At 71.5% G+C, this 17,356-nt stretch carries 18 protein-coding genes and 1 pseudogene; all 19 read right to left on the bottom strand.

Features of this window, described 5'->3' with window-relative positions:
- Positions 1-23 precede the first annotated feature (23 nt).
- Complete coding sequence (gene nusB / locus EFL26_RS22895) at positions 24-440, bottom strand: transcription antitermination factor NusB (RefSeq protein ID WP_123225251.1); 417 nt, start codon at positions 438-440, stop codon at positions 24-26.
- 16 nt (positions 441-456) lie between these two features.
- Positions 457-1,020: an elongation factor P gene (gene efp / locus EFL26_RS22890; protein ID WP_123225250.1), complete on the bottom strand. Its 564-nt coding sequence runs from the start codon at positions 1,018-1,020 to the stop codon at positions 457-459.
- Positions 1,021-1,089: 69 nt separating this feature from the next.
- Positions 1,090-1,530, bottom strand: a complete 441-nt coding sequence (locus EFL26_RS22885) for a type II 3-dehydroquinate dehydratase (protein ID WP_123225249.1) — start codon at positions 1,528-1,530, stop codon at positions 1,090-1,092.
- Positions 1,527-2,666, bottom strand: coding sequence for a 3-dehydroquinate synthase (aroB, locus tag EFL26_RS22880; RefSeq protein ID WP_342773549.1), 1,140 nt, complete (start codon positions 2,664-2,666; stop codon positions 1,527-1,529). Before aroB ends, EFL26_RS22885 begins: the two co-directional genes overlap by 4 nt.
- Positions 2,659-3,174, bottom strand: a complete 516-nt coding sequence (locus EFL26_RS22875) for a shikimate kinase (protein WP_246000353.1) — start codon at positions 3,172-3,174, stop codon at positions 2,659-2,661. The genes aroB and EFL26_RS22875 overlap by 8 nt, the downstream gene beginning before the upstream one ends.
- Positions 3,171-4,349, bottom strand: coding sequence for a chorismate synthase (aroC, locus tag EFL26_RS22870; RefSeq protein ID WP_123225247.1), 1,179 nt, complete (start codon positions 4,347-4,349; stop codon positions 3,171-3,173). Before aroC ends, EFL26_RS22875 begins: the two co-directional genes overlap by 4 nt.
- Positions 4,350-4,423: 74 nt before the next feature.
- On the bottom strand, positions 4,424-5,179 hold the full coding sequence (locus EFL26_RS22865; protein ID WP_123225246.1) for a prepilin peptidase: 756 nt from the start codon (positions 5,177-5,179) through the stop codon (positions 4,424-4,426).
- Entirely contained in the window at positions 5,176-6,042 is an 867-nt protein-coding gene (locus EFL26_RS22860; protein WP_123225245.1) for a shikimate dehydrogenase, read from the bottom strand. Before EFL26_RS22860 ends, EFL26_RS22865 begins: the two co-directional genes overlap by 4 nt.
- 3 nt (positions 6,043-6,045) lie before the next feature.
- Positions 6,046-7,236 carry an endolytic transglycosylase MltG gene (gene mltG, locus EFL26_RS22855; protein ID WP_123225244.1) on the bottom strand — a complete coding sequence of 397 codons (1,191 nt, stop codon included), beginning with the start codon at positions 7,234-7,236 and terminating at the stop codon, positions 6,046-6,048.
- A 20-nt stretch (positions 7,237-7,256) separates the two neighbouring features.
- Positions 7,257-7,727: a Holliday junction resolvase RuvX gene (gene ruvX / locus EFL26_RS22850; RefSeq protein ID WP_246000352.1), complete on the bottom strand. Its 471-nt coding sequence runs from the start codon at positions 7,725-7,727 to the stop codon at positions 7,257-7,259.
- A 12-nt stretch (positions 7,728-7,739) separates the two neighbouring features.
- A complete protein-coding gene (gene alaS, locus EFL26_RS22845; RefSeq protein ID WP_123225243.1) occupies positions 7,740-10,406 on the bottom strand; it encodes an alanine--tRNA ligase in 2,667 nt (888 codons plus the stop codon).
- Positions 10,406-10,702, bottom strand: coding sequence for a DUF6167 family protein (locus EFL26_RS22840; protein WP_123225242.1), 297 nt, complete (start codon positions 10,700-10,702; stop codon positions 10,406-10,408). The genes alaS and EFL26_RS22840 overlap by 1 nt, the downstream gene beginning before the upstream one ends.
- On the bottom strand, positions 10,699-11,250 hold the full coding sequence (locus EFL26_RS22835; protein WP_123225241.1) for a hypothetical protein: 552 nt from the start codon (positions 11,248-11,250) through the stop codon (positions 10,699-10,701). The genes EFL26_RS22840 and EFL26_RS22835 overlap by 4 nt, the downstream gene beginning before the upstream one ends.
- Before the next feature lie 11 nt (positions 11,251-11,261).
- On the bottom strand, positions 11,262-12,644 hold the full coding sequence (locus tag EFL26_RS22830) for a replication-associated recombination protein A (protein WP_246000351.1): 1,383 nt from the start codon (positions 12,642-12,644) through the stop codon (positions 11,262-11,264).
- Between the two features lie 54 nt (positions 12,645-12,698).
- Positions 12,699-13,574: an alpha/beta fold hydrolase gene (locus tag EFL26_RS22825; protein ID WP_183408341.1), complete on the bottom strand. Its 876-nt coding sequence runs from the start codon at positions 13,572-13,574 to the stop codon at positions 12,699-12,701.
- Positions 13,571-14,785 (bottom strand): ABC transporter ATP-binding protein, encoded by a 1,215-nt coding sequence (locus EFL26_RS22820; protein WP_221177127.1) that lies wholly within the window; start codon positions 14,783-14,785, stop codon positions 13,571-13,573. The genes EFL26_RS22825 and EFL26_RS22820 overlap by 4 nt, the downstream gene beginning before the upstream one ends.
- 5 nt (positions 14,786-14,790) lie before the next feature.
- Positions 14,791-15,837, bottom strand: a complete 1,047-nt coding sequence (locus tag EFL26_RS22815) for an ABC transporter ATP-binding protein (protein ID WP_123225238.1) — start codon at positions 15,835-15,837, stop codon at positions 14,791-14,793.
- 10 nt (positions 15,838-15,847) lie between these two features.
- Positions 15,848-16,864 (bottom strand): ABC transporter permease, encoded by a 1,017-nt coding sequence (locus EFL26_RS22810; RefSeq protein ID WP_123225237.1) that lies wholly within the window; start codon positions 16,862-16,864, stop codon positions 15,848-15,850.
- 165 nt (positions 16,865-17,029) lie between these two features.
- Positions 17,030-17,356, bottom strand: a pseudogene (locus EFL26_RS22805) (ABC transporter substrate-binding protein); the annotation flags it as partial.

Genomic DNA, 17,356 nt, shown 5'->3' with positions numbered 1-17,356 from the left:
GTGTCACGGAACCGCGCGGCGGCTCAGTCCTGGCTGGTGAGTCGCTCCTTGTCGCGCACGATGTGGCCGAGCACGCCGTTGACGAAGGCCGGTGACTCGTCGGTGGACAGGTCGCGCACCAGGTTGAGCGCCTCGCTGACCGCGACCGCGTCCGGCACGTCGTCGACCCAGAGCACCTCGAAGACCCCGATCCGGAGCACGTTGCGATCGACCGCCGGCATCCGCGCCAGGCTCCAGCCCTCGGCGTACGTCGAGATCAGCTCGTCGATCCGCTCCAGCCGCTCCTCGATACCCCGCACGAGGGTCACCGTGTAGTCGTTCGAAGGCGTCTCGCCGGCCTCGATCTGGTCGTCGAGGAAGTCGCCGGGGCGCCGCCCGCGCGCCTCGCCGGCGAAGATCAGGTCGAGCGCCCGCTTGCGGGCCTTGGAGCGTGCACTCATCGAGAGACCGCGGCCGTCAGCCCTTGACGCGGCCGAGGTAGGACGAGTCGCGGGTGTCGACCTTGACCTTCTCGCCCTGGTTGATGAACAGCGGCACCTGGATCTCGTGGCCGGTCTCGAGCGTGGCCGGCTTGGTGCGTCCGGTCGCGGAGTCGCCGGCCAGGCCGGGCTCGGTGAAGGTGATCACGAGCTCGACCGAGGCGGGCAGCTCGACGAAGAGCACGCGGCCCTCGTTCGTGGCGACGATCGCCTCCTGGTTCTCCAGCAGGAAGTTCTTGGCGTCGCCCACGATCTCCGGGGAGATCTCGAGCTGGTCGTAGGTGCCGGTGTCCATGAAGACGTACGACGTGCCGTCGTTGTACAGGTACTGCATGGTGCGACGGTCGACCGTCGCGGTCTCCACCTTGGTGCCGGCGTTGAAGGTCTTGTCGACGTTCTTGCCGGACTCGACGTTGCGCAGCTTCGTGCGCACGAAGGCGGGACCCTTGCCCGGCTTGACGTGCTGGAACTCCACCACGGACCAGAGCTGGCCGTCGATGTTGAGAACCATGCCGTTCTTGAGGTCGTTCGTCGTTGCCATGCGTGCGGGAACCTTGTCCTGTCGGAGAATGCAGAAGGCGGCGCGGTGCGTCCACGCCGACGGGAGAGTCTAGCGGCCGGCCAGGTGCTCCAGCGCCATCCGGTACCCGTCGATCCCGTAACCCGCGACCACCGCTGCAGCGTGCGGGGTGACCACGGACGTGTGCCGGAAGACCTCCGGGCGCTGCTCGGGGTCCGAGAGGTGCACCTCGACGAGCGGCGCCACGAGCTGGGCACAGGCGTCGTAGATCGCGTAGGAGTAGTGGGTCCACGCCGCCGCGTTGAGCACGACGGGTGTCTCCTCGTCCGCCGCGGCGTTGAGCCAGTCGAGCAGGTCGCCCTCGTGGTTGGTCTGCCGGACCTCCACCTCGAGGCCCAGGTCGCGGCCCCACCCGACGCAGAGGTCGACCAGCTCGTCGTACGACGTGTAGCCGTAGATCTCCGGCTGCCGGCGGCCCAGGCGAGCGAGGTTCGGCCCGTTGAGCACGAGCACCCGCCGCAGGTCGCTCATCGCGCGCCTGCCAGGTGCTCGTACGCCGCGCGCAGGAGGTCCTCGGATGGGTCGGTCAGGATCGCGGGCCGCGCGAGGCCGTCGAGCACGAGGAACCGCAGACGGGAGCCGCGGGCCTTCTTGTCGATCCGCATGGTGGCGAGGAGCTCCTCGAACGAAGCACCGGCGAACCGGACCGGCAGCCCGACCGAGGCCAGCACGGAGGCGTGCCGGGCGGCGACCTCGTCGTCGAGGCGACCGGCGAGACGGGCCAGCTCGGCGACGTACACCATGCCGAGGGCGACCGCCTCGCCGTGGCGCACGGCGTACTGGGTGGCCTTCTCGATCGCGTGCGCCATGGTGTGCCCGTAGTTCAGCACCTCGCGTCCCGGGTGGCCGTCGCGACCACCGGTCTCGCGCAGGTCCTCCTGGACGACCGCGATCTTCACCGCGATCGCGCGCTCGACGAGCTCACGCAGCTCCCCTGACCTGGGCTCGAGGGCGTCCGCCGGGCAGCGCTCCACCAGCGCGAGGATCTCGGGGTCGGCGATGAAGCCGCACTTGACGACCTCGCCGAGCCCGGCGATCAGCTCGGGCTCCGGGAGGGTGCCGAGCAGGTCGAGGTCGCAGACCACGCCGGCGGGCTCGTGGAACGACCCGACCAGGTTCTTCCCGGCCGAGGTGTTCATGCCGGTCTTGCCGCCGACCGCGGCGTCGACCATGGCGAGCAGGGTGGTCGGCACGTGCACGACCCGCACACCGCGCAGCCACGTGGCCGCGATGAAGCCGCCCATGTCCGTGGTGGCGCCGCCACCGACCGTGACGACCGCGTCGGAGCGCGTGAACCCCGCGGCGCCGAGCCGTTCCCAGGCGGCGAGCGCGACCGGGCCGGTCTTGCCGACCTCGCCGTCGGGAAGCTCGAGGCGGAGCACCTCGTAGGCGTGGAGCTGGGCGATCACGCGCTCCGCGAGCCCGGAGAGCGGCTCGGCGTAGCAGACGGCCACGCGCTCGGGAGCCTCACCGAGCATCCTCGGCACCTCGTCGAGCACGCCGTGGCCGACCACGACGTCGTACCCTTCGGCAGGCTCAGGGACCACCGCAGAGCGACGCACGGGCATCCGGGTCGCCGCGGGTCGCGCCTGTCGGGACTCACTCACGGACCTCATCCTCCACCACTGCACGCACGCGGTCGGCCACCTCGGCCGCGGTCAGGCCGTCGGTGTCGACGACGTGCCGCGCCACCGACTCGTAGACCGGCGTGCGCTCGTCGAGCAGCTGCTTGATCCGGCCGCGGACGTTGCCCAGCAACAGCGGCCGCGACACCCCCAGACCCACCCGCTGGGCGGCGTCGGTGAGGCCCACTCGGAGGAACACCACCTCGTGAGCAGTCAGCTGCTCCTGCGTCGCGGGGTCCATCACGGCCCCGCCACCCAGGGCCAGCACGCCGTCGTGGCCCTCGAGCGCCGCGGTCACGGCCGCCCGCTCCAACGCGCGGAAGTGCGGCTCGCCGTCGTCGACGAAGATCTCCGCGACCGGCTTGCCGGCCTCGCGCTCGACCACCTCGTCGGTGTCGAGGAAGCGCACGCCGAGGGCATCGGCGACCAGCCGGCCCACGGTCGTCTTGCCGGCGCCCATCGGCCCGACCAGCACGACACGGGGGGTCACCGGAACCTCAGCGTGTCGAGGTAGCTCTCGACGTTGCGCCGCGTCTCCTTCACCGAGTCGCCGCCGAACTTCTCCAGCACGGCGTCCGCCAGCACCAGCGCCACCATCGCCTCGGCGACGATGCCCGCGGCGGGGACTGCGCACACGTCCGAGCGCTGGTGGTGCGCGACCGCCGGCTCGCCGGTGGCTACGTCGACCGTGCGCAGGGCCCGCGGCACCGTCGCGATCGGCTTCATCGCGGCGCGCACGCGGAGCACCTCGCCGGTCGACATCCCGCCCTCGGTGCCGCCCGCGCGTCCCGACGTACGACGGATGCCGTCCCCGCCCTGCTCGATCTCGTCGTGGGCCAGTGAGCCGGGTGTCGCGGCGAGGGCGAAGCCGTCGCCCACCTCGACCCCCTTGATCGCCTGGATGCCCATGAGGGCCCCCGCGAGGCGGGCGTCGAGGCGGCGGTCCCAGTGCACGTGGGAGCCGAGACCCGGCGGCAGGCCGTGGACGACGACCTCGACCACGCCGCCGAGCGTGTCGCCGTCCTTGTGGGCCTGGTCGATCGCGGCGACCATCGCCTTGGAGGCGTCGGCGTCCAGGCAGCGGACCGGGTCGGCGTCGATCGAGGCGAGGTCCTCGGGGCGCGGCACCAGGCCGGCGGGTGCGGGCACGCCCCCGAGCTCGACCACGTGGGAGAGCAGCCGGGCGCCCGTGGCCTGCTCGAGGAAGGCGGTAGCGACCCTGCCCAGGGCGACCCGCGCCGCCGTCTCACGTGCGGAGGCGCGCTCGAGGATCGGCCGGGCCTCGTCGAAGTCGTACTTCTGCATGCCGACCAGGTCGGCGTGGCCCGGTCGCGGCCGCGTGAGCGGGGCGTTGCGCGCGAGCGCCTCGAGCTCCGCCGGGTCGACCGGGTCGGCCGACATCACCTGCTCCCACTTGGGCCACTCGGTGTTGCCCACCTGGATCGCCACCGGGCCGCCCATCGTCTCGCCGTGGCGGACGCCGCCGGTGATGGTCACCTCGTCCTGCTCGAACTTCATCCGCGCACCGCGGCCGTAGCCGAGGCGGCGCCGCGCCAGGGCGTCGGCGATGTCGGCCGAGGTCACCCGGACGTGGGCAGGCAGACCTTCGAGGATTGCGACCAGGGAGGGCCCGTGGGACTCCCCCGCCGTGAGCCAACGGAGCATGGCGCAAGTCTTTCACGCGGGCCGGGGTGGCCCGCGGCGCGGCTCCGGGAGCGAGACCCGGCGCGAGGCTCCGGTCAGTAGCCGAACCGGTCGGCGACCCACGGACCGACCGCGACCGCGAGCACGGCCGCGACGAGCATGAACGGACCGAACGGGAACCGCTTGCGGTTGACGATCCGCAGCAGGCTGAGCAGAGCGCCGCCGACACCGCCGAGGAGGAAGGCCCCGTAGATCCCGGTGGCCAGCTCGCCCCAGCCGAGCGCACCGAGGGCGAGGCCGAGGATCCCGGAGAGCCGGACGTCGCCGTAGCCGAGCCCGCGGGGGTAGATGAACCACAGCACGAAGAAGATCCCGCCCATGACCGCCCACCCGATCAACGCGTGCAGCGCCACGTCCAGGTCACCCTCCGCCACAGCCGCCAGGGCGACGCCGACCAGCGTCACGGCGTACGTCGGTGCGATCAAGCGGGTCGGCAGCAGCGTGGTCCGCCAGTCGATGACCGTGAGCGCCACCCCGATCGGCGCCAGCGGCAGCAGGAAGAGCAAAGACCACGACCACCCGACGCTCGCCCCGAGGACGCCGCCGACCAGGGCGGACGCGGCGGCAGTCCGCTGCGCCAGGCCCGGGAGGCCGGCGATGTGGACGTACGTCTCCTTCGGGGGCGGTGGCGGGAGCGTCGAGCGCACGTCGGTCTCACCGGGCTCCTCGTCGACGGGCTCGGGTTCCGGCTCGGGGATGCGCGCGATCAGCTGCGGACACCACCAGCCGCTCAGCGCGCCGACCAGCAGGCCCAGGAGGGCCGCGGCGGGATAGCCGGACTCCCAGCTCACGACCGGTCCCCGGCGCCGTCGGTGGGCCGTGCGGCGAGCGCACTCTCGCCCGCGGCGCGCATCACGTCAAGAGGTGCCTCACGACCTGTCATCAGGCGCACCTGGAGGGCGGCCTGGTGGACGAGGAGGTCGAGGCCACCGACGACGACGGCCCCGTGCGCAGCAGCGGCCGCGGCGAGCGGCGTCGGCCAGGGGTCGTAGAGCACGTCGAAGACCACGCGCGCCGCAGCCGCGGCCGCCGCCAGCGCGGGGGTCTGCGCCTCGGCAGGGATCGTCGAGACCACGACGTCGGCCGGCTCGAGCGGGTCGGTCAGCCGGCCGACCCAGATACCGGGCCCGCGACCGTGGCGGTCGAGCGCCGCCAGGGTCTCCACGGCGCGAGCCGGGTTGCGCACGAGCAGGCGTGCCTCCTGGCAGCCGAGCTCGGAGAGCGCGAGCAGCACCGAGGCAGCGGTGGCGCCGCCTCCGAGCACGACGGCACGGCGCAGGTCGGGGACCTCCACCTCCGCGAGGGCGGCGACCGCGCCCGGCACGTCGGTGTTGTGGCCCAGCAACCGGCCGGCCTCGAGCACGACCGTGTTGGCACCGCCGGACACCACCGCCCAGGAGTCGGCCTCGTCGAGCAGCGGCATCACGGTGCGCTTGAGCGGCATGGTGAGCGAGAGACCGCGCCAGGTCGCGTCGAGACCGGCCAGGAACAACTCGAGCCGCGGCCCGTCCACCTCGATCGCCTCGTAGCTCCAGTCGAGGCCGAGCTCGGCGTACGCCGCGCGGTGCAGCACCGGCGACAGGGAGTGCGCGATCGGGGAGCCGAGGACGGCGCAGCGCCGCGCCACGGAGCCACCGGAGACGTCGATGCCCATCGCTCAGCAGGCGTCCGAGGTCTGGCAGTACTTGTCGAGCAGTGCCTTGTCCTGGTTGTGCCCCTCGAGCGTGGTGTTGAACTTGGTCTCACCGGTCTTCAGGTTGACCACGAGCCAGTAGAGCCACGGGCCGTCGGCCGGGTTGAGCGCCGCCTCGATCGTCTTCTCCCCCGGTGACCCGATCGGCCCCGGCGGCAGTCCGGTGTGCACGTAGGTGTTGTACGGCGACGGGTTGTCCCGCTGCGCCTGGGTCGTCCACACGGTGCCGGACAGGTTGTTCGCGTAGGCGACGGTCGCGTCCGACTGGAGCGCCATGCCCTTGTCCAGCCGGTTGTAGATGGCGCGGGCGATCTTCGGGTAGTCCTGGTCGCGACTGCCTTCGTACTCGAGGATGCTCGCGACCGTCAGGATCTGCTCCGGGGTGAGACCGAGCGCCTGCGCCTTCGCCGCGATGTCGAGCTGCTTCTCGACCGCCACGGTCTTGGCCACCATCTGACCGAGCAGCTGCGCCGCGGTCTCGCCCGGCACGACGGAGTACGTCGCGGGGAACAGGTAGCCCTCGGGGTTGCCCTTCGCCTCGGGCGGGAGCCCGAGCGCCTTGGTGTCCTTGAGCGCGGTCTGCACCTGCACCGCGGTGATGTCGGTCTTGTCGACGATCGCCTTCGTGATGTCCTTGATCCGGTAGCCCTCCGGAATCGTGACGCGGGCCTGGACCAGGTTCTTCGGGTTCACCAGCACGGCCAGGGCGTCGGCCGCCTTCATCTGCTTCTTCAGCTGGTAGAAGCCGACCTGGATCCCTCGGGAGCGGGAGTCCGTGCGGGCGGCGTCCGTGAACGCCCCGACCGACTTCACCACGCCCGCGGCCTTCAGGTTGCGGCCGATGAGCACGGCGGTGTCTCCCTGGTGCACCTCGAAGCTCACGGCACCGGAGCCGGGACCGGCGTAGTCGGGGTTCTCTCCCATCACCTGCCTGACCTTGTCCACGGCCCAGCCGCCGCCGAACCACGCCCCCACGGCCACCACGACGAGGATGACGAGCACGGGCAGGCAGCTGTGCATCCGCCCGCCGCGCCTGCGCTCCGCCCGCCGACCACGGCTGCGGCTCGCCGCGCGGCTGGGACGCGGGTGGTCCTCGACAGGCGTCGTCGAGGGCTCGTGCTCCTCCGGTTCGAAGCCGATGCCGAGGTTGCTCACGCTGTTCCTTTGGTCGTCCGTCAGATCGGGTGCACCAGCTCGCCCGCCGGAGTACCGGTGGTCCGCTCGGTGTCGATCGCTCCCTGCAGGATCACCACGGCTGCGGCCTGGTCGACCACGGCACGCCGCTTCCTGCCCTTCTTCCCCCGATCGCGCAGCACAGCTTCGGCCGTGACCGTGCTGAGCCGCTCGTCCACCAGGCGCAGCTCCCGCGGCGCGAGCCGGGCAGCGAGCTCCTGGGCGAACCCTCGCACCTTACCGGCCGCCGGTCCCTCACCCCCGCTCAGCGAGCGCGGGAGACCGACGTAGACCAGCTCGGCGCCCAGCTCGTCGGCGAGCGCGACGATCCGGTCCAGGTCGCCGTCGCCCCGGGGCACGGTCTCCACCGGGGTCGCCAGGATGCCGTGCGGATCGCAGCTGGCGACCCCGATCCGGGCGTCGCCGGGGTCGATGCCCAGGCGTACGCCGATCGGGGAGCCGCCACCGACCACGAGCCCAGCCCCTCAGCGGTGGGCGAGCTCGCGGCGTACGGCCTCGATCGCCTCGAGCGCCCGCGACGCGTCGGAACCGCCGCCCTGCGCGACGTCGTCCTTGCCGCCGCCCTTGCCGCCCAGGACCTCGGCGGCGGCGCGCACGAGCGCGTTCGCCGACAGGCCCGTCGCACGACCGCTGTCGTTGACGGCCGCGACGACCGACGGCTTGCCGTCCTGCACGCCGACGATCACCACCGCGCCCGGTCGGTCACCGGCCAGCCGGCCGCGCACGTCGAGCGCCAGGGTGCGTGCGTCGCCGCCGCCCGCGCCCTCCACGACCTGGCCGACGAAGGCGACGCCCGCGACGTCCTCCGCGCGCGACGCGAGGTCACCGGCACCGGACAGGAGCTGCTGCAGCCGGACCTTCTCGATCTCCTTCTCCGCGGTGCGCAGGCGGTCGAGCAGGTCGTCCACCCGCTCGGGCAGCTGCTCGGGCCGCACCTTGAGGGCCTCGCTGAGCTGGGCGACCAGCACGTGCTCGCGCGCCAGGAACCGGTACGCGTCGCCGCCGACGAGCGCCTCGACCCGGCGTACGCCGGAGCCGATGGAGGACTCGCCGAGCAGCTTGACGACACCGAGCTGGCCCGAGCGCAGTGCATGGGTGCCGCCGCACAGCTCGCGCGCCCAGTCACCGACGGAGATCACCCGGACGGTGTCGCCGTACTTCTCGCCGAACAGCGCCATCGCTCCGGACTTCACCGCGTCGGCCTGCGACATCAGCTCGGCGTGCACCGAGAGGTCGGCCAGGATCAGGTCGTTGACGCGCGCCTCGACGTCCGCCATCGCGCTCTCCGGGACCGCGCCGGCGGCCGAGAAGTCGAACCGGAAGCGGCCCGGGGCGTTCTCCGAGCCTGCCTGCGTCGCCGTCTCGCCCAGCGCCTCGCGGAACGCCTTGTGCACCATGTGGGTCGCGGTGTGCGAGCGGCTGATCGAGCGCCGGCGCTCCACGTCGACGATCGCGTTCGCGGCCGCACCCGAGACTACCTCGCCGTCGAGCACCTTGACCTTGTGCACGATCAGACCCGAGATCGGGCTCTGCACGTCGAGCACCTGCAGGCGCGCGCCGTTGTCGAGCTCGATCACGCCCTCGTCGGCGAGCTGACCGCCGCCCTCGGCGTAGAACGGCGTGCGGTCCAGCACCAGCTCCAGGGTCTCGCCCGCACCCGCGGCTCCGACGACCGCGCCGTCGCCGGAGATCAGGCCGCGCACGGTGCTCTCCGCGACGACCTCGTCGTAGCCGCTGAACTGCACACGGTGGCCGAGCGCGTCCGCGATCTCGCGGTACGCCGCGGTGCTCACGTGCGCGCCCTTCTTGGCGCGCGCGTCGGCCTTCGCCCGGTCACGCTGCTCGCCCATGAGGCGGCGGAAGCCCTCCTCGTCGACCTGCAGGCCCTTCTCGGCCGCCATCTCCAGGGTCAGGTCGATCGGGAACCCGTAGGTGTCGTGCAGGGCGAACGCCTTGTCACCCGAGAGCGTGCTCTGCCCGGCCTCGCGGGCCTGGTCCGCGGCCATGTCGAAGATCTGGGTGCCGGTGCGCAGCGTCTGCCGGAAGGCGTCCTCCTCGGCGTACGCGACCGTGGAGATCCGCTCCCAGTCGCCGGCCAGCTGCGGGTAGCCCTGCGCCATCTTGTCGCGGCTGACCGGGAACAGCTCGGGCAGCGACCGGTCCTCGTAGCCCAGCAGGCGCATCGAGCGCACCGCGCGGCGCAGCAGCCGGCGCAGCACGTAGCCGCGACCCTCGTTGCCGGGCGTGACGCCGTCGCCGATGAGCATCATCGAGCTGCGCACGTGGTCGGCGATCACGCGCAGGCGCACGTCGTCGCCGTGGTCGGCTCCGTACCGTCGCCCGGTGAGCTGCTCGGCACGCTCGATCACCGGGAACATCACGTCGATCTCGTACATGTTCGCCTTGCCCTGCTGCAGGAAGGCGACCCGCTCCAGGCCCATGCCGGTGTCGATGTTCTGCTTCGGCAGCGACCCGGCGATGTCGAAGTCCTCCTTGCTGCGGACCGCGCTGAGCTCGTCCTGCATGAAGACCAGGTTCCAGATCTCCAGGTACCGGTCCTCGGCGCCGAAGTCGCCGTCCGCGCCGTACTCCGGCCCGCGGTCGTAGAGGATCTCCGAGCACGGGCCGCCGGGGCCCGGGATGCCCATCGACCAGTAGTTCTCCTTCTTGCCCAGCCGGATCACCCGGTCGTCGGAGAACCCGGTGACCCGCCGCCAGATCTCGGCCGCCTCGGGGTCGGCCTCGTAGACGCTCGGGTAGAGCCGGCTCTCCTCGAGCCCGAAGCCGCCTTCGGCGACCGGCTTGGTGACCAGGTCCCACGCGAGCTCGATCGCGCCCTGCTTGAAGTAGTCCCCGAAGGAGAAGTTGCCGCACATCTCGAAGAAGGTGCCGTGCCGCGTGGTCTTGCCGACGTCCTCGATGTCCGGCGTGCGCAGGCACTTCTGGATGCTCACCGCCCGGGAGAACGGCGGGGTCTCCTGCCCGAGGAAGTACGGCTTGAACTGCACCATGCCCGCGTTGACGAAGAGCAGGTTGGGGTCGTCCACGAGCAGCGACGCCGAGGGCACGGCCCGGTGACCGGCCGCTTCGAAGTGCGCGACGAAGCGGCGGCGGATCTCGGCGGTGTCCATCAGTGCGTGCCTTCCATGCTCTCGGTGGTCGACGTGCGAGCCAGGGGCGCATGCGGCTCCGGGCTCGCCAGCTCGAGTGGTCCATCAAGCGCCAGCCCGAGTCGTTGCCGCAACTCGGTTTCGCGCTCGGTCATGCCTGCGCGGACCTCGTCCGCGAACAGGTGGGCACCGACGCCCAGCCCTGCTATCCGGTCACGGAATCCGTCGGGCGTGAAGGTCTCGGCCGCGCGGCGCGCGCGGACCATCACGTACACGCCGGCGCCCGCACCCGCGACGAACCAGAACCCGCGCCTCACGCCCGGTTCTCCACGGCGAAGCCCTCGACGGCCAGGTCGTCGGCGGAGCGCAGGTGGGCGCGGTACTCCCGCTCGAGGCGCTTGCGCAGCTGGCGGCGGCGCCGGCGCGAGGCGCGCACCTCACGGCGCATCTCGAACCAGATCCGGTTGCGCGACTCGGCCGAGAGGGCGCGGCGCAGGCCGTGGGAGAAGGCGGCCACCTTGACGAGCGGCTCGCCCAGCGTGGCACTGAGCACCAGCCGGTCGGGGACGGCGAGTGCCTCGAGTGCCGGGTCGGGGTCACCGGCGTCCTCGCCCACGTGGGTGATCACGAACGACGCCGGTTCCGGGGCTCGGTCGTCGCGCGCGGGCACGACCGGGGGCTCGGTGAGCTCGTCGAGGCGGTGCCGGAGGTCGTCGGCCTCCTGCTGCGCTGCGGCGAGCATCGCCTCGAGGTCGGCGTGCGACCGCCGCGGGCGGGTGGTCACCAGCACGACCGTCACCAGCAGCAGCGTCACAGCCGCTCCGGCGCCGGCCGCAAGGGCTGCGACGAGGACCTGGCTCTCCATGGCTGCTGACCCTACCTGCCGCGGATCATCCGACGGATCCGCTCCCAGCGCTCGCGGAAGCCGGCCTCCGCGCCCAGCGCGGTCGGGCGGTAGTACTGCGCGTCGAGGAGCACGTCGGGCGCGTACTGCTGCTCCGCGACTCCGTACGGCGCGTCGTGCGCGTACGTGTACGTCGTGCCGTGGTCGAGCTTCTTGGCTCCCGGGTAGTGCGCGTCGCGGAGATGGGGCGGGACCTGACCGATCCGGCCCGCGCGCACGTCGGCCGAGGCCGCGTCGATCGCCTTGATGACGGCGTTCGACTTGGGCGCCAGGGCCAGCTCGATGGTCGCCTGGGCGAGGTTCAGGCGCGCCTCGGGCATGCCGATGAGCTGCACGGCCTGGGCCGCGGCGACGGCCGTGGTGAGCGCAGCCGGGTGGGCGAGCCCGATGTCCTCGCTGGCCAGGATCACCAGCCGGCGCGCGATGAACCGGGGGTCCTCGCCCGCCTCCATCATCCGGGCGAGGTAGTGCAGCGCCGCGTCCGCGTCCGAGCCGCGCACCGACTTGATGAAGGCGCTGATGACGTCGTAGTGCTGGTCGCCCTGGCGGTCGTAGCGCACCGCAGCGCGGTCGACGGCCTTCTCCACGGTCTCCAGGTCGATGTGTGCCACGTCTTCCGAGCCCGCCGCGACCCCCGCGGCCGCTCCACCGGCCGCCGCCTCGAGGTAGGTCAGCGAGCGCCGCGCGTCGCCCCCGGCAAGGCGGACGAGGTGCTCCAGGGCGTCGTCGTCGAGCCGCACGCGCCCACCAAGGCCTCGGTCGTCGTCGACCGCACGCAGGACCACGTCGCGGACGTCGTCGTCGGTGAGGGGCTCGAGCGTGAGCAGCAGCGACCTCGAGAGCAGAGGCGAGATCACGGAGAAGAAGGGGTTCTCGGTGGTCGCGGCCACGAGCGTGACCCAGCGGTTCTCGACGCCGGGCAGCAGCGCGTCCTGCTGCGCCTTGGAGAACCGGTGCACCTCGTCGACGAACAGCACCGTCTCCTGGCCGCTCGACGCGAGCCGGGCGCGGGCGCCGTCGATGGCCGCGCGCACCTCCTTCACCCCGGCCGCGACCGCCGAGACCTCCACGAAGACGCGGTTGGTCTGGGTGGACACGATCGAGGCGATCGTGGTCTTGCCGGTGCCCGGCGGGCCCCACAGCAGCAGCGACATCGGCTGGTCGCCCTCGACCAGGAGCCGCAGCGGGGAGCCGGGCGCCAGGAGGTGCTGCTGCCCGACCAGCTCGTCCAGGGTCCGCGGGCGCATCCGCACGGCGAGCGGCGCCGAGGCGTGCGCGTTCCCCGACAACGAGCCACCGCCCGCGCCGGGAGCCGGCGGAGGCGGAGGTGCAGCCTCGAACAACGCGTCGTCCACGCGGTCAGCCTACGGAGTGGGCGAGAAGGCAGCGGCCACGACGTGGGAACCGGCTCAGAGGTGCCGCACGGCCTCGTCGAGCATGCGCCCCAGGGCGCCGACGGCGAGGGAGAAGTGGCCCTCGCCCTCCTCGAGGTGGGCCACTGCACCGGGCACGTGCTCGGCGAGCCACTGGCCGTGGTGGAAGGGCACCATCCGGTCCTCGCTGCCCTGCCACACGTACGTCGGGACGGTCATCGCGCCCAGGTCGAAGCCCCAGTCCCGGGTGAAGGCGAGGTCGTCGTCGATCCAGGCGTCGGGCACCTGCACGCCGCCGATCAGGCCGGCCACGGTGTCTGCGCCGACGTCGCTGGTCAGCACCTGGCGGTCGACCTCGGGCAGCAACGTGGCCAGGTCGGCGACGAGCTCCTGCGCGTCGGCGTCCTTGAGCGCCTCGCGGTGCTTGAGCACGAACGGGCGCAGCGCCTCCTCGCCCTGCAGCGCGAGGTTGAACTCCTCGATGTTGTCGGCGCCCATGCCGTCGAGGAACCCGTCGCCGTAGGGGCGGCACCCGGCGATGCTGATCACCGCTGCCACCCGGTCCGGGAGCAGCGCGGCGGTCGCCAGCGCGTGCGGTCCCCCGCCGGACTTCCCGGCGACGATGCACCGGTCGGCACCCACGGCGTCGAGCAGGTCCTCCATGTCGGCAGCCACGTCCGCCACGCTGCGGCCCGGCCGCCGGCTGGAGCCGGCCGCCCCTGCGCGTGAGTAGGTGAGCAACCGGAGCCCCCGCTCGACGCACGCCTCGCGGTTCCCGGCGGACTGCAGGAGGCACCCGGGGGTGCCGTGGTGGTAGAGCAGGGGTACGCCGCCGGCCGGGCCCGACACCGCCGCGGCGAGCTCCCGGCCGTCGCGCAGGACGACCGTGAGCTCCTCGACCGCGGCGCTCACGCGCCCGTGAGCTGGCCGGTCTTCAGGTCCATCCAGCGGTCCGAGAAGCCCGGCTCGTTGAGCTGGACGTCGGGAACCTCGCCGGGAACCGGCGCGCCGTGCGCGTCGACCCCGCAGACCTTCATCGTCACCGGCTCCTTCGGCGCGTGCCCCAGCTCGCCGGCGAAGTGACAGGCGACCTTGTGGCGCGGAGCGATCTGGAGCAACGGCGGCTCGACCTTCGCGCAGATCTCCTGGGCGATCGCGCAGCGGGTGCGGAACCGGCAGCCCGACGGCGGCAGGATCGGGCTGGGGACGTCGCCCTCCAGCCGGATCCGCTCGCGCCGACCGCCGATGGCCGCCTGCTTGACGTCCGGGACGGCCGACAGCAGGGCCTGCGTGTAGGGGTGGTGCGGTCGCAGGTACAACGTCTCCCGGTCGGCGATCTCGACGATCTTGCCGAGGTACATCACCGCCACCTCGGGGCAGAAGTGCCGGACCACCGCGAGGTCGTGGGCGATGAACAGGAACCCGATCCCGAACTCGTTCTGGACGTCCTGGAGCAGGTTGATCACCTGCGCCTGGATCGACACGTCGAGTGCCGAGACCGGCTCGTCGGCGACCAGGAGCTTCGGCTGGAGCGTGAGCGCCCGGGCGATCCCGATCCGCTGCCGCTGGCCACCGGAGAACTCGTGCGGGTAGCGGTTGTAGTGCTCAGGGTTCAGGCCGACGATCTCGAGGAGCTCCTGCACCCGCGGGATGATCTTGTCCTTGGGCAGCACCTTGTGGATCTGCAGCGGAGCTCCAACGATCGCACCCACGGTGTGCCGCGGGTTCAACGACGTCGCCGGGTCCTGGAAGATCATCTGGATCTCCCGCCGCAGCGGCAGCAGCTCGCGCTGGCTCAGCTGGGCGATGTCCCGCCCGTCGAAGTCGATCCGGCCGCCGGTCGGCCGCAGGAGTCGCGTGATCAGCCGCCCGGTCGTCGACTTGCCGCAGCCGGACTCCCCCACGAGTCCGAGCGAGCCGCCGGCAGGCACCTGGAACGACACCCCGTCGACGGCCTGGACGTGCCCGACCGTGCGCCGGATGATCCCACTGGTCTTCACCGGGAAGTACATGCGCAGGTTCTCCACGCTCAGCACCTGCTGGGCATCGGGGTTGCGCCGCGACGCCGCGTGATGCTCGGCCAGCGCGGGCTCGGCCACGGGCGCGCCCACCGCCGGGTCCATCTCGGTCATCCCTGCTCCTCGAGCGTCTCGGGGGCGATCTCCGGCAGCACCTCGGTCGCGTAGACCTCGTCCGGGTTCGCCAGGTGGCACCGCTTGGTGTGGTTGCCGCCCGCCCGCGCCGGCGTGAGCTCGGGCACCGTGGTGCGGCAGAGGTCGCCCGGCACCTTGTCGCGGTGGTCGCACCGGGTGTGGAACGCGCAGCCCGGAGGCGGGCTGAGCAGGCTCGGCGGGTTGCCGCGGATCGGGATCAGCTTCGCGTCGGTGTCGCCGACGACGTCAGGCACGCTGGAGAGCAGGCCCCAGGTGTACGGCATCTCCGGGTGGACCAGGATCTCCTTGGTGGGGCCGTACTCCACCGCTCGCCCGGCGTACATCACCAGCACGTCGTCCGCCATCTCCGCGACGACGCCCAGGTCGTGGGTGATGATGATGATCGCCGAGTTGAACTCGCGCTGCAGGTCCTGGAGGAGGTCCAGGATCTGCGCCTGCACGGTCACGTCGAGCGCCGTCGTCGGCTCGTCGGCGATCAGCAGGCCGGGGTCGTTGATCAGCGCCATCGCGATCATCGCGCGCTGGCGCATGCCGCCCGAGAACTGGTGCGGGTAGTCGTCCACCCGGCGGTCCGGCTGCGGGATGCCGACCCGCTCGAGCATCTCGATGGTGCGCGCCCGGGCCTGCTTCTTGCTGACGTCGTGGTGGATCCGGTAGGCCTCCATGATCTGGTTGCCCACCGTGTAGTACGGGTGCATCGCCGAGAGCGGATCCTGGAAGATCATCGAGACCTCGCGACCCCGCTTGCGCCGGATCGACTCGTCGTTGATCTTGAGCAGGTCGACCCCGTCGAGGAAGATCTCGCCGCTCACCTGCGCGTTGGTGCCGCGGTGGAGCCCGAGGATCGCCGAGCTGGAGACCGACTTGCCCGAGCCGGACTCGCCGACGATGCCGAGCGTCTTGCCGCGGTCCAGCTCGTAGGACAGGCCCTCGGTGGCCTTGACCACGCCGTCCACGGTCGGGAAGTGCACGACCAGGTCGCGCACGGAGAGGAAGCTCATGGTGTCCTTCCTAGCCGACCCGGACCCGCGGGTCGATGAAGGCGTAGAGAATGTCGACGACGATGTTGGCCACGATCACGAACGATCCGAGCAGCAGCACGAGCCCGACGATCGTGGGCAGGTCGTAGACCGCGATCGAGTCGACCGCCAGCTTGCCGAGGCCGTTGTAGTTGAACACACGCTCGGTGATGATCGCCCCGCCGAGTAGACCCGCCAGGTCGAGACCGGCCATCGTCACCAGCGGCGTCAGCGCTGCCCGCATCGTGTGCTTGAACAGGATCTTGCGCGGCGCAAGGCCCTTTGCCTTGGCGGTCCGCAGGTAGTCCTCACCCATGGACTCCAGCACGAACGCGCGGGACATCCGGACGTAGCCGGCCATGTAGAACAGCGCGAGCGTGAGGCCGGGAAGGACCAGGTTGACCAGCCAGTTCCACACTCCGCCGTTGGCGATGCTGACGTAGTTGGGCACGGGGAAGATCCCCCACTTGATCGCCAGGAACTTCAACAGGAACAGGCCGACGAAGAACGTCGGGAACGCGAAGAAGACCAGACTGACCCCGACCACGCTGCGGTCGATGATGGAGCCCTTCGTCAGGGCGGCGATCACCCCGAGCCCGACACCACCGACGATCCACATGATGAAGGCCATGATCGCCAGGGAGAACGAGACCGGTATTCGGGTCTTGAACTCGTCCCTCACCGTGGTCACGTTGACGTTGGAGTAGCCCAGGCAGGGAGCCGCACAGTGGGCGACGAGGTTCGGAGCGGACTTCTGCAGCGACTTGTCCGCCGGGTAGTCACGGCCCTTGACCACGCCGACCGCGAAGTCCTTCCACTGCTCCCAGACGGGTCGGTCGAAGCCGAGACCCTTGCGGACCTGGGCGATCTGCTGCGGGGAGCAGATCTTGCCGCAGGCGAACCGCGCCGGGTCGATCGGCGAGGCGAAGAAGAGGACGAAGGTCATCATGCTCATCGCCACGAGCATGATCACGCCGGCGAACAGGCGCCGGACGATGTAGGCGAACATTCAACAACCACCTTGAAGGCCTGTGGGCCGCTGGCCGGGGCTGGGGCGGACGCGGGTCCGTGGATCGGATGTGTGGCGGGCCGGGGTCCGGCCGTCTCGTGACAGTGCTGGGTGGGCGGCTCACGCCGCCCACCCAGCAATCTTTCACCGAGTGCTGCGATCCGGCTACTTCACCGAGATCGGACCGAGGTCCGGGAACCCGTTCGAAGCAGCGGTGTTCATGTAGTTCTTCACTCCCGAACCGTGCAGGAAGTAGAAGATCGCCGTGTCCACCGGGATGTAGGCGACGTCCTTGGCCAGGACCTTGTCGGCCTGCTGCAGGAACTGCGTCTGCTGGTCGAGGTCGGTCGCGTTCTGCGCCTGGTCGACGAGCCCGTTGAACTCGTCGCTCTTGTAGGCGCCGTAGTCCTGACCGTTGGAGTTCTTGGTCAGGTTCGGCCGGCTGTCGAACAGCGGAGCGGTCACCGTGATCGCCGACGGCCAGTCAGCACC

This window comes from Nocardioides pocheonensis (assembly GCF_003725535.1).
Taxonomy (GTDB): Bacteria; Actinomycetota; Actinomycetes; order Propionibacteriales; family Nocardioidaceae; genus Marmoricola; species Marmoricola pocheonensis.
Note: the sequence above shows the minus strand (reverse complement) of the source record. Positions and strands in the feature narration are given on the sequence as shown.

Excerpts from the sequence above, each read along its gene's own strand:
- nusB (WP_123225251.1), bottom strand. The coding sequence starts at position 440 with ATGAGTGCACGCTCCAAGGCCCGCAAGCGGGCGCTCGACCTGATCTTC.
- efp (WP_123225250.1), bottom strand. The coding sequence starts at position 1,020 with ATGGCAACGACGAACGACCTCAAGAACGGCATGGTTCTCAACATCGAC.
- EFL26_RS22885 (WP_123225249.1), bottom strand. The coding sequence starts at position 1,530 with ATGAGCGACCTGCGGCGGGTGCTCGTGCTCAACGGGCCGAACCTCGCT.
- aroC (WP_123225247.1), bottom strand. The coding sequence starts at position 4,349 with ATGCTCCGTTGGCTCACGGCGGGGGAGTCCCACGGGCCCTCCCTGGTC.
- EFL26_RS22860 (WP_123225245.1), bottom strand. The coding sequence starts at position 6,042 with ATGGGCATCGACGTCTCCGGTGGCTCCGTGGCGCGGCGCTGCGCCGTC.
- alaS (WP_123225243.1), bottom strand. The coding sequence starts at position 10,406 with ATGGACACCGCCGAGATCCGCCGCCGCTTCGTCGCGCACTTCGAAGCG.
- EFL26_RS22835 (WP_123225241.1), bottom strand. The coding sequence starts at position 11,250 with ATGGAGAGCCAGGTCCTCGTCGCAGCCCTTGCGGCCGGCGCCGGAGCG.
- EFL26_RS22820 (WP_221177127.1), bottom strand. The coding sequence starts at position 14,785 with ATGGACCCGGCGGTGGGCGCGCCCGTGGCCGAGCCCGCGCTGGCCGAG.
- EFL26_RS22815 (WP_123225238.1), bottom strand. The coding sequence starts at position 15,837 with ATGAGCTTCCTCTCCGTGCGCGACCTGGTCGTGCACTTCCCGACCGTG.
- EFL26_RS22810 (WP_123225237.1), bottom strand. The coding sequence starts at position 16,864 with ATGTTCGCCTACATCGTCCGGCGCCTGTTCGCCGGCGTGATCATGCTC.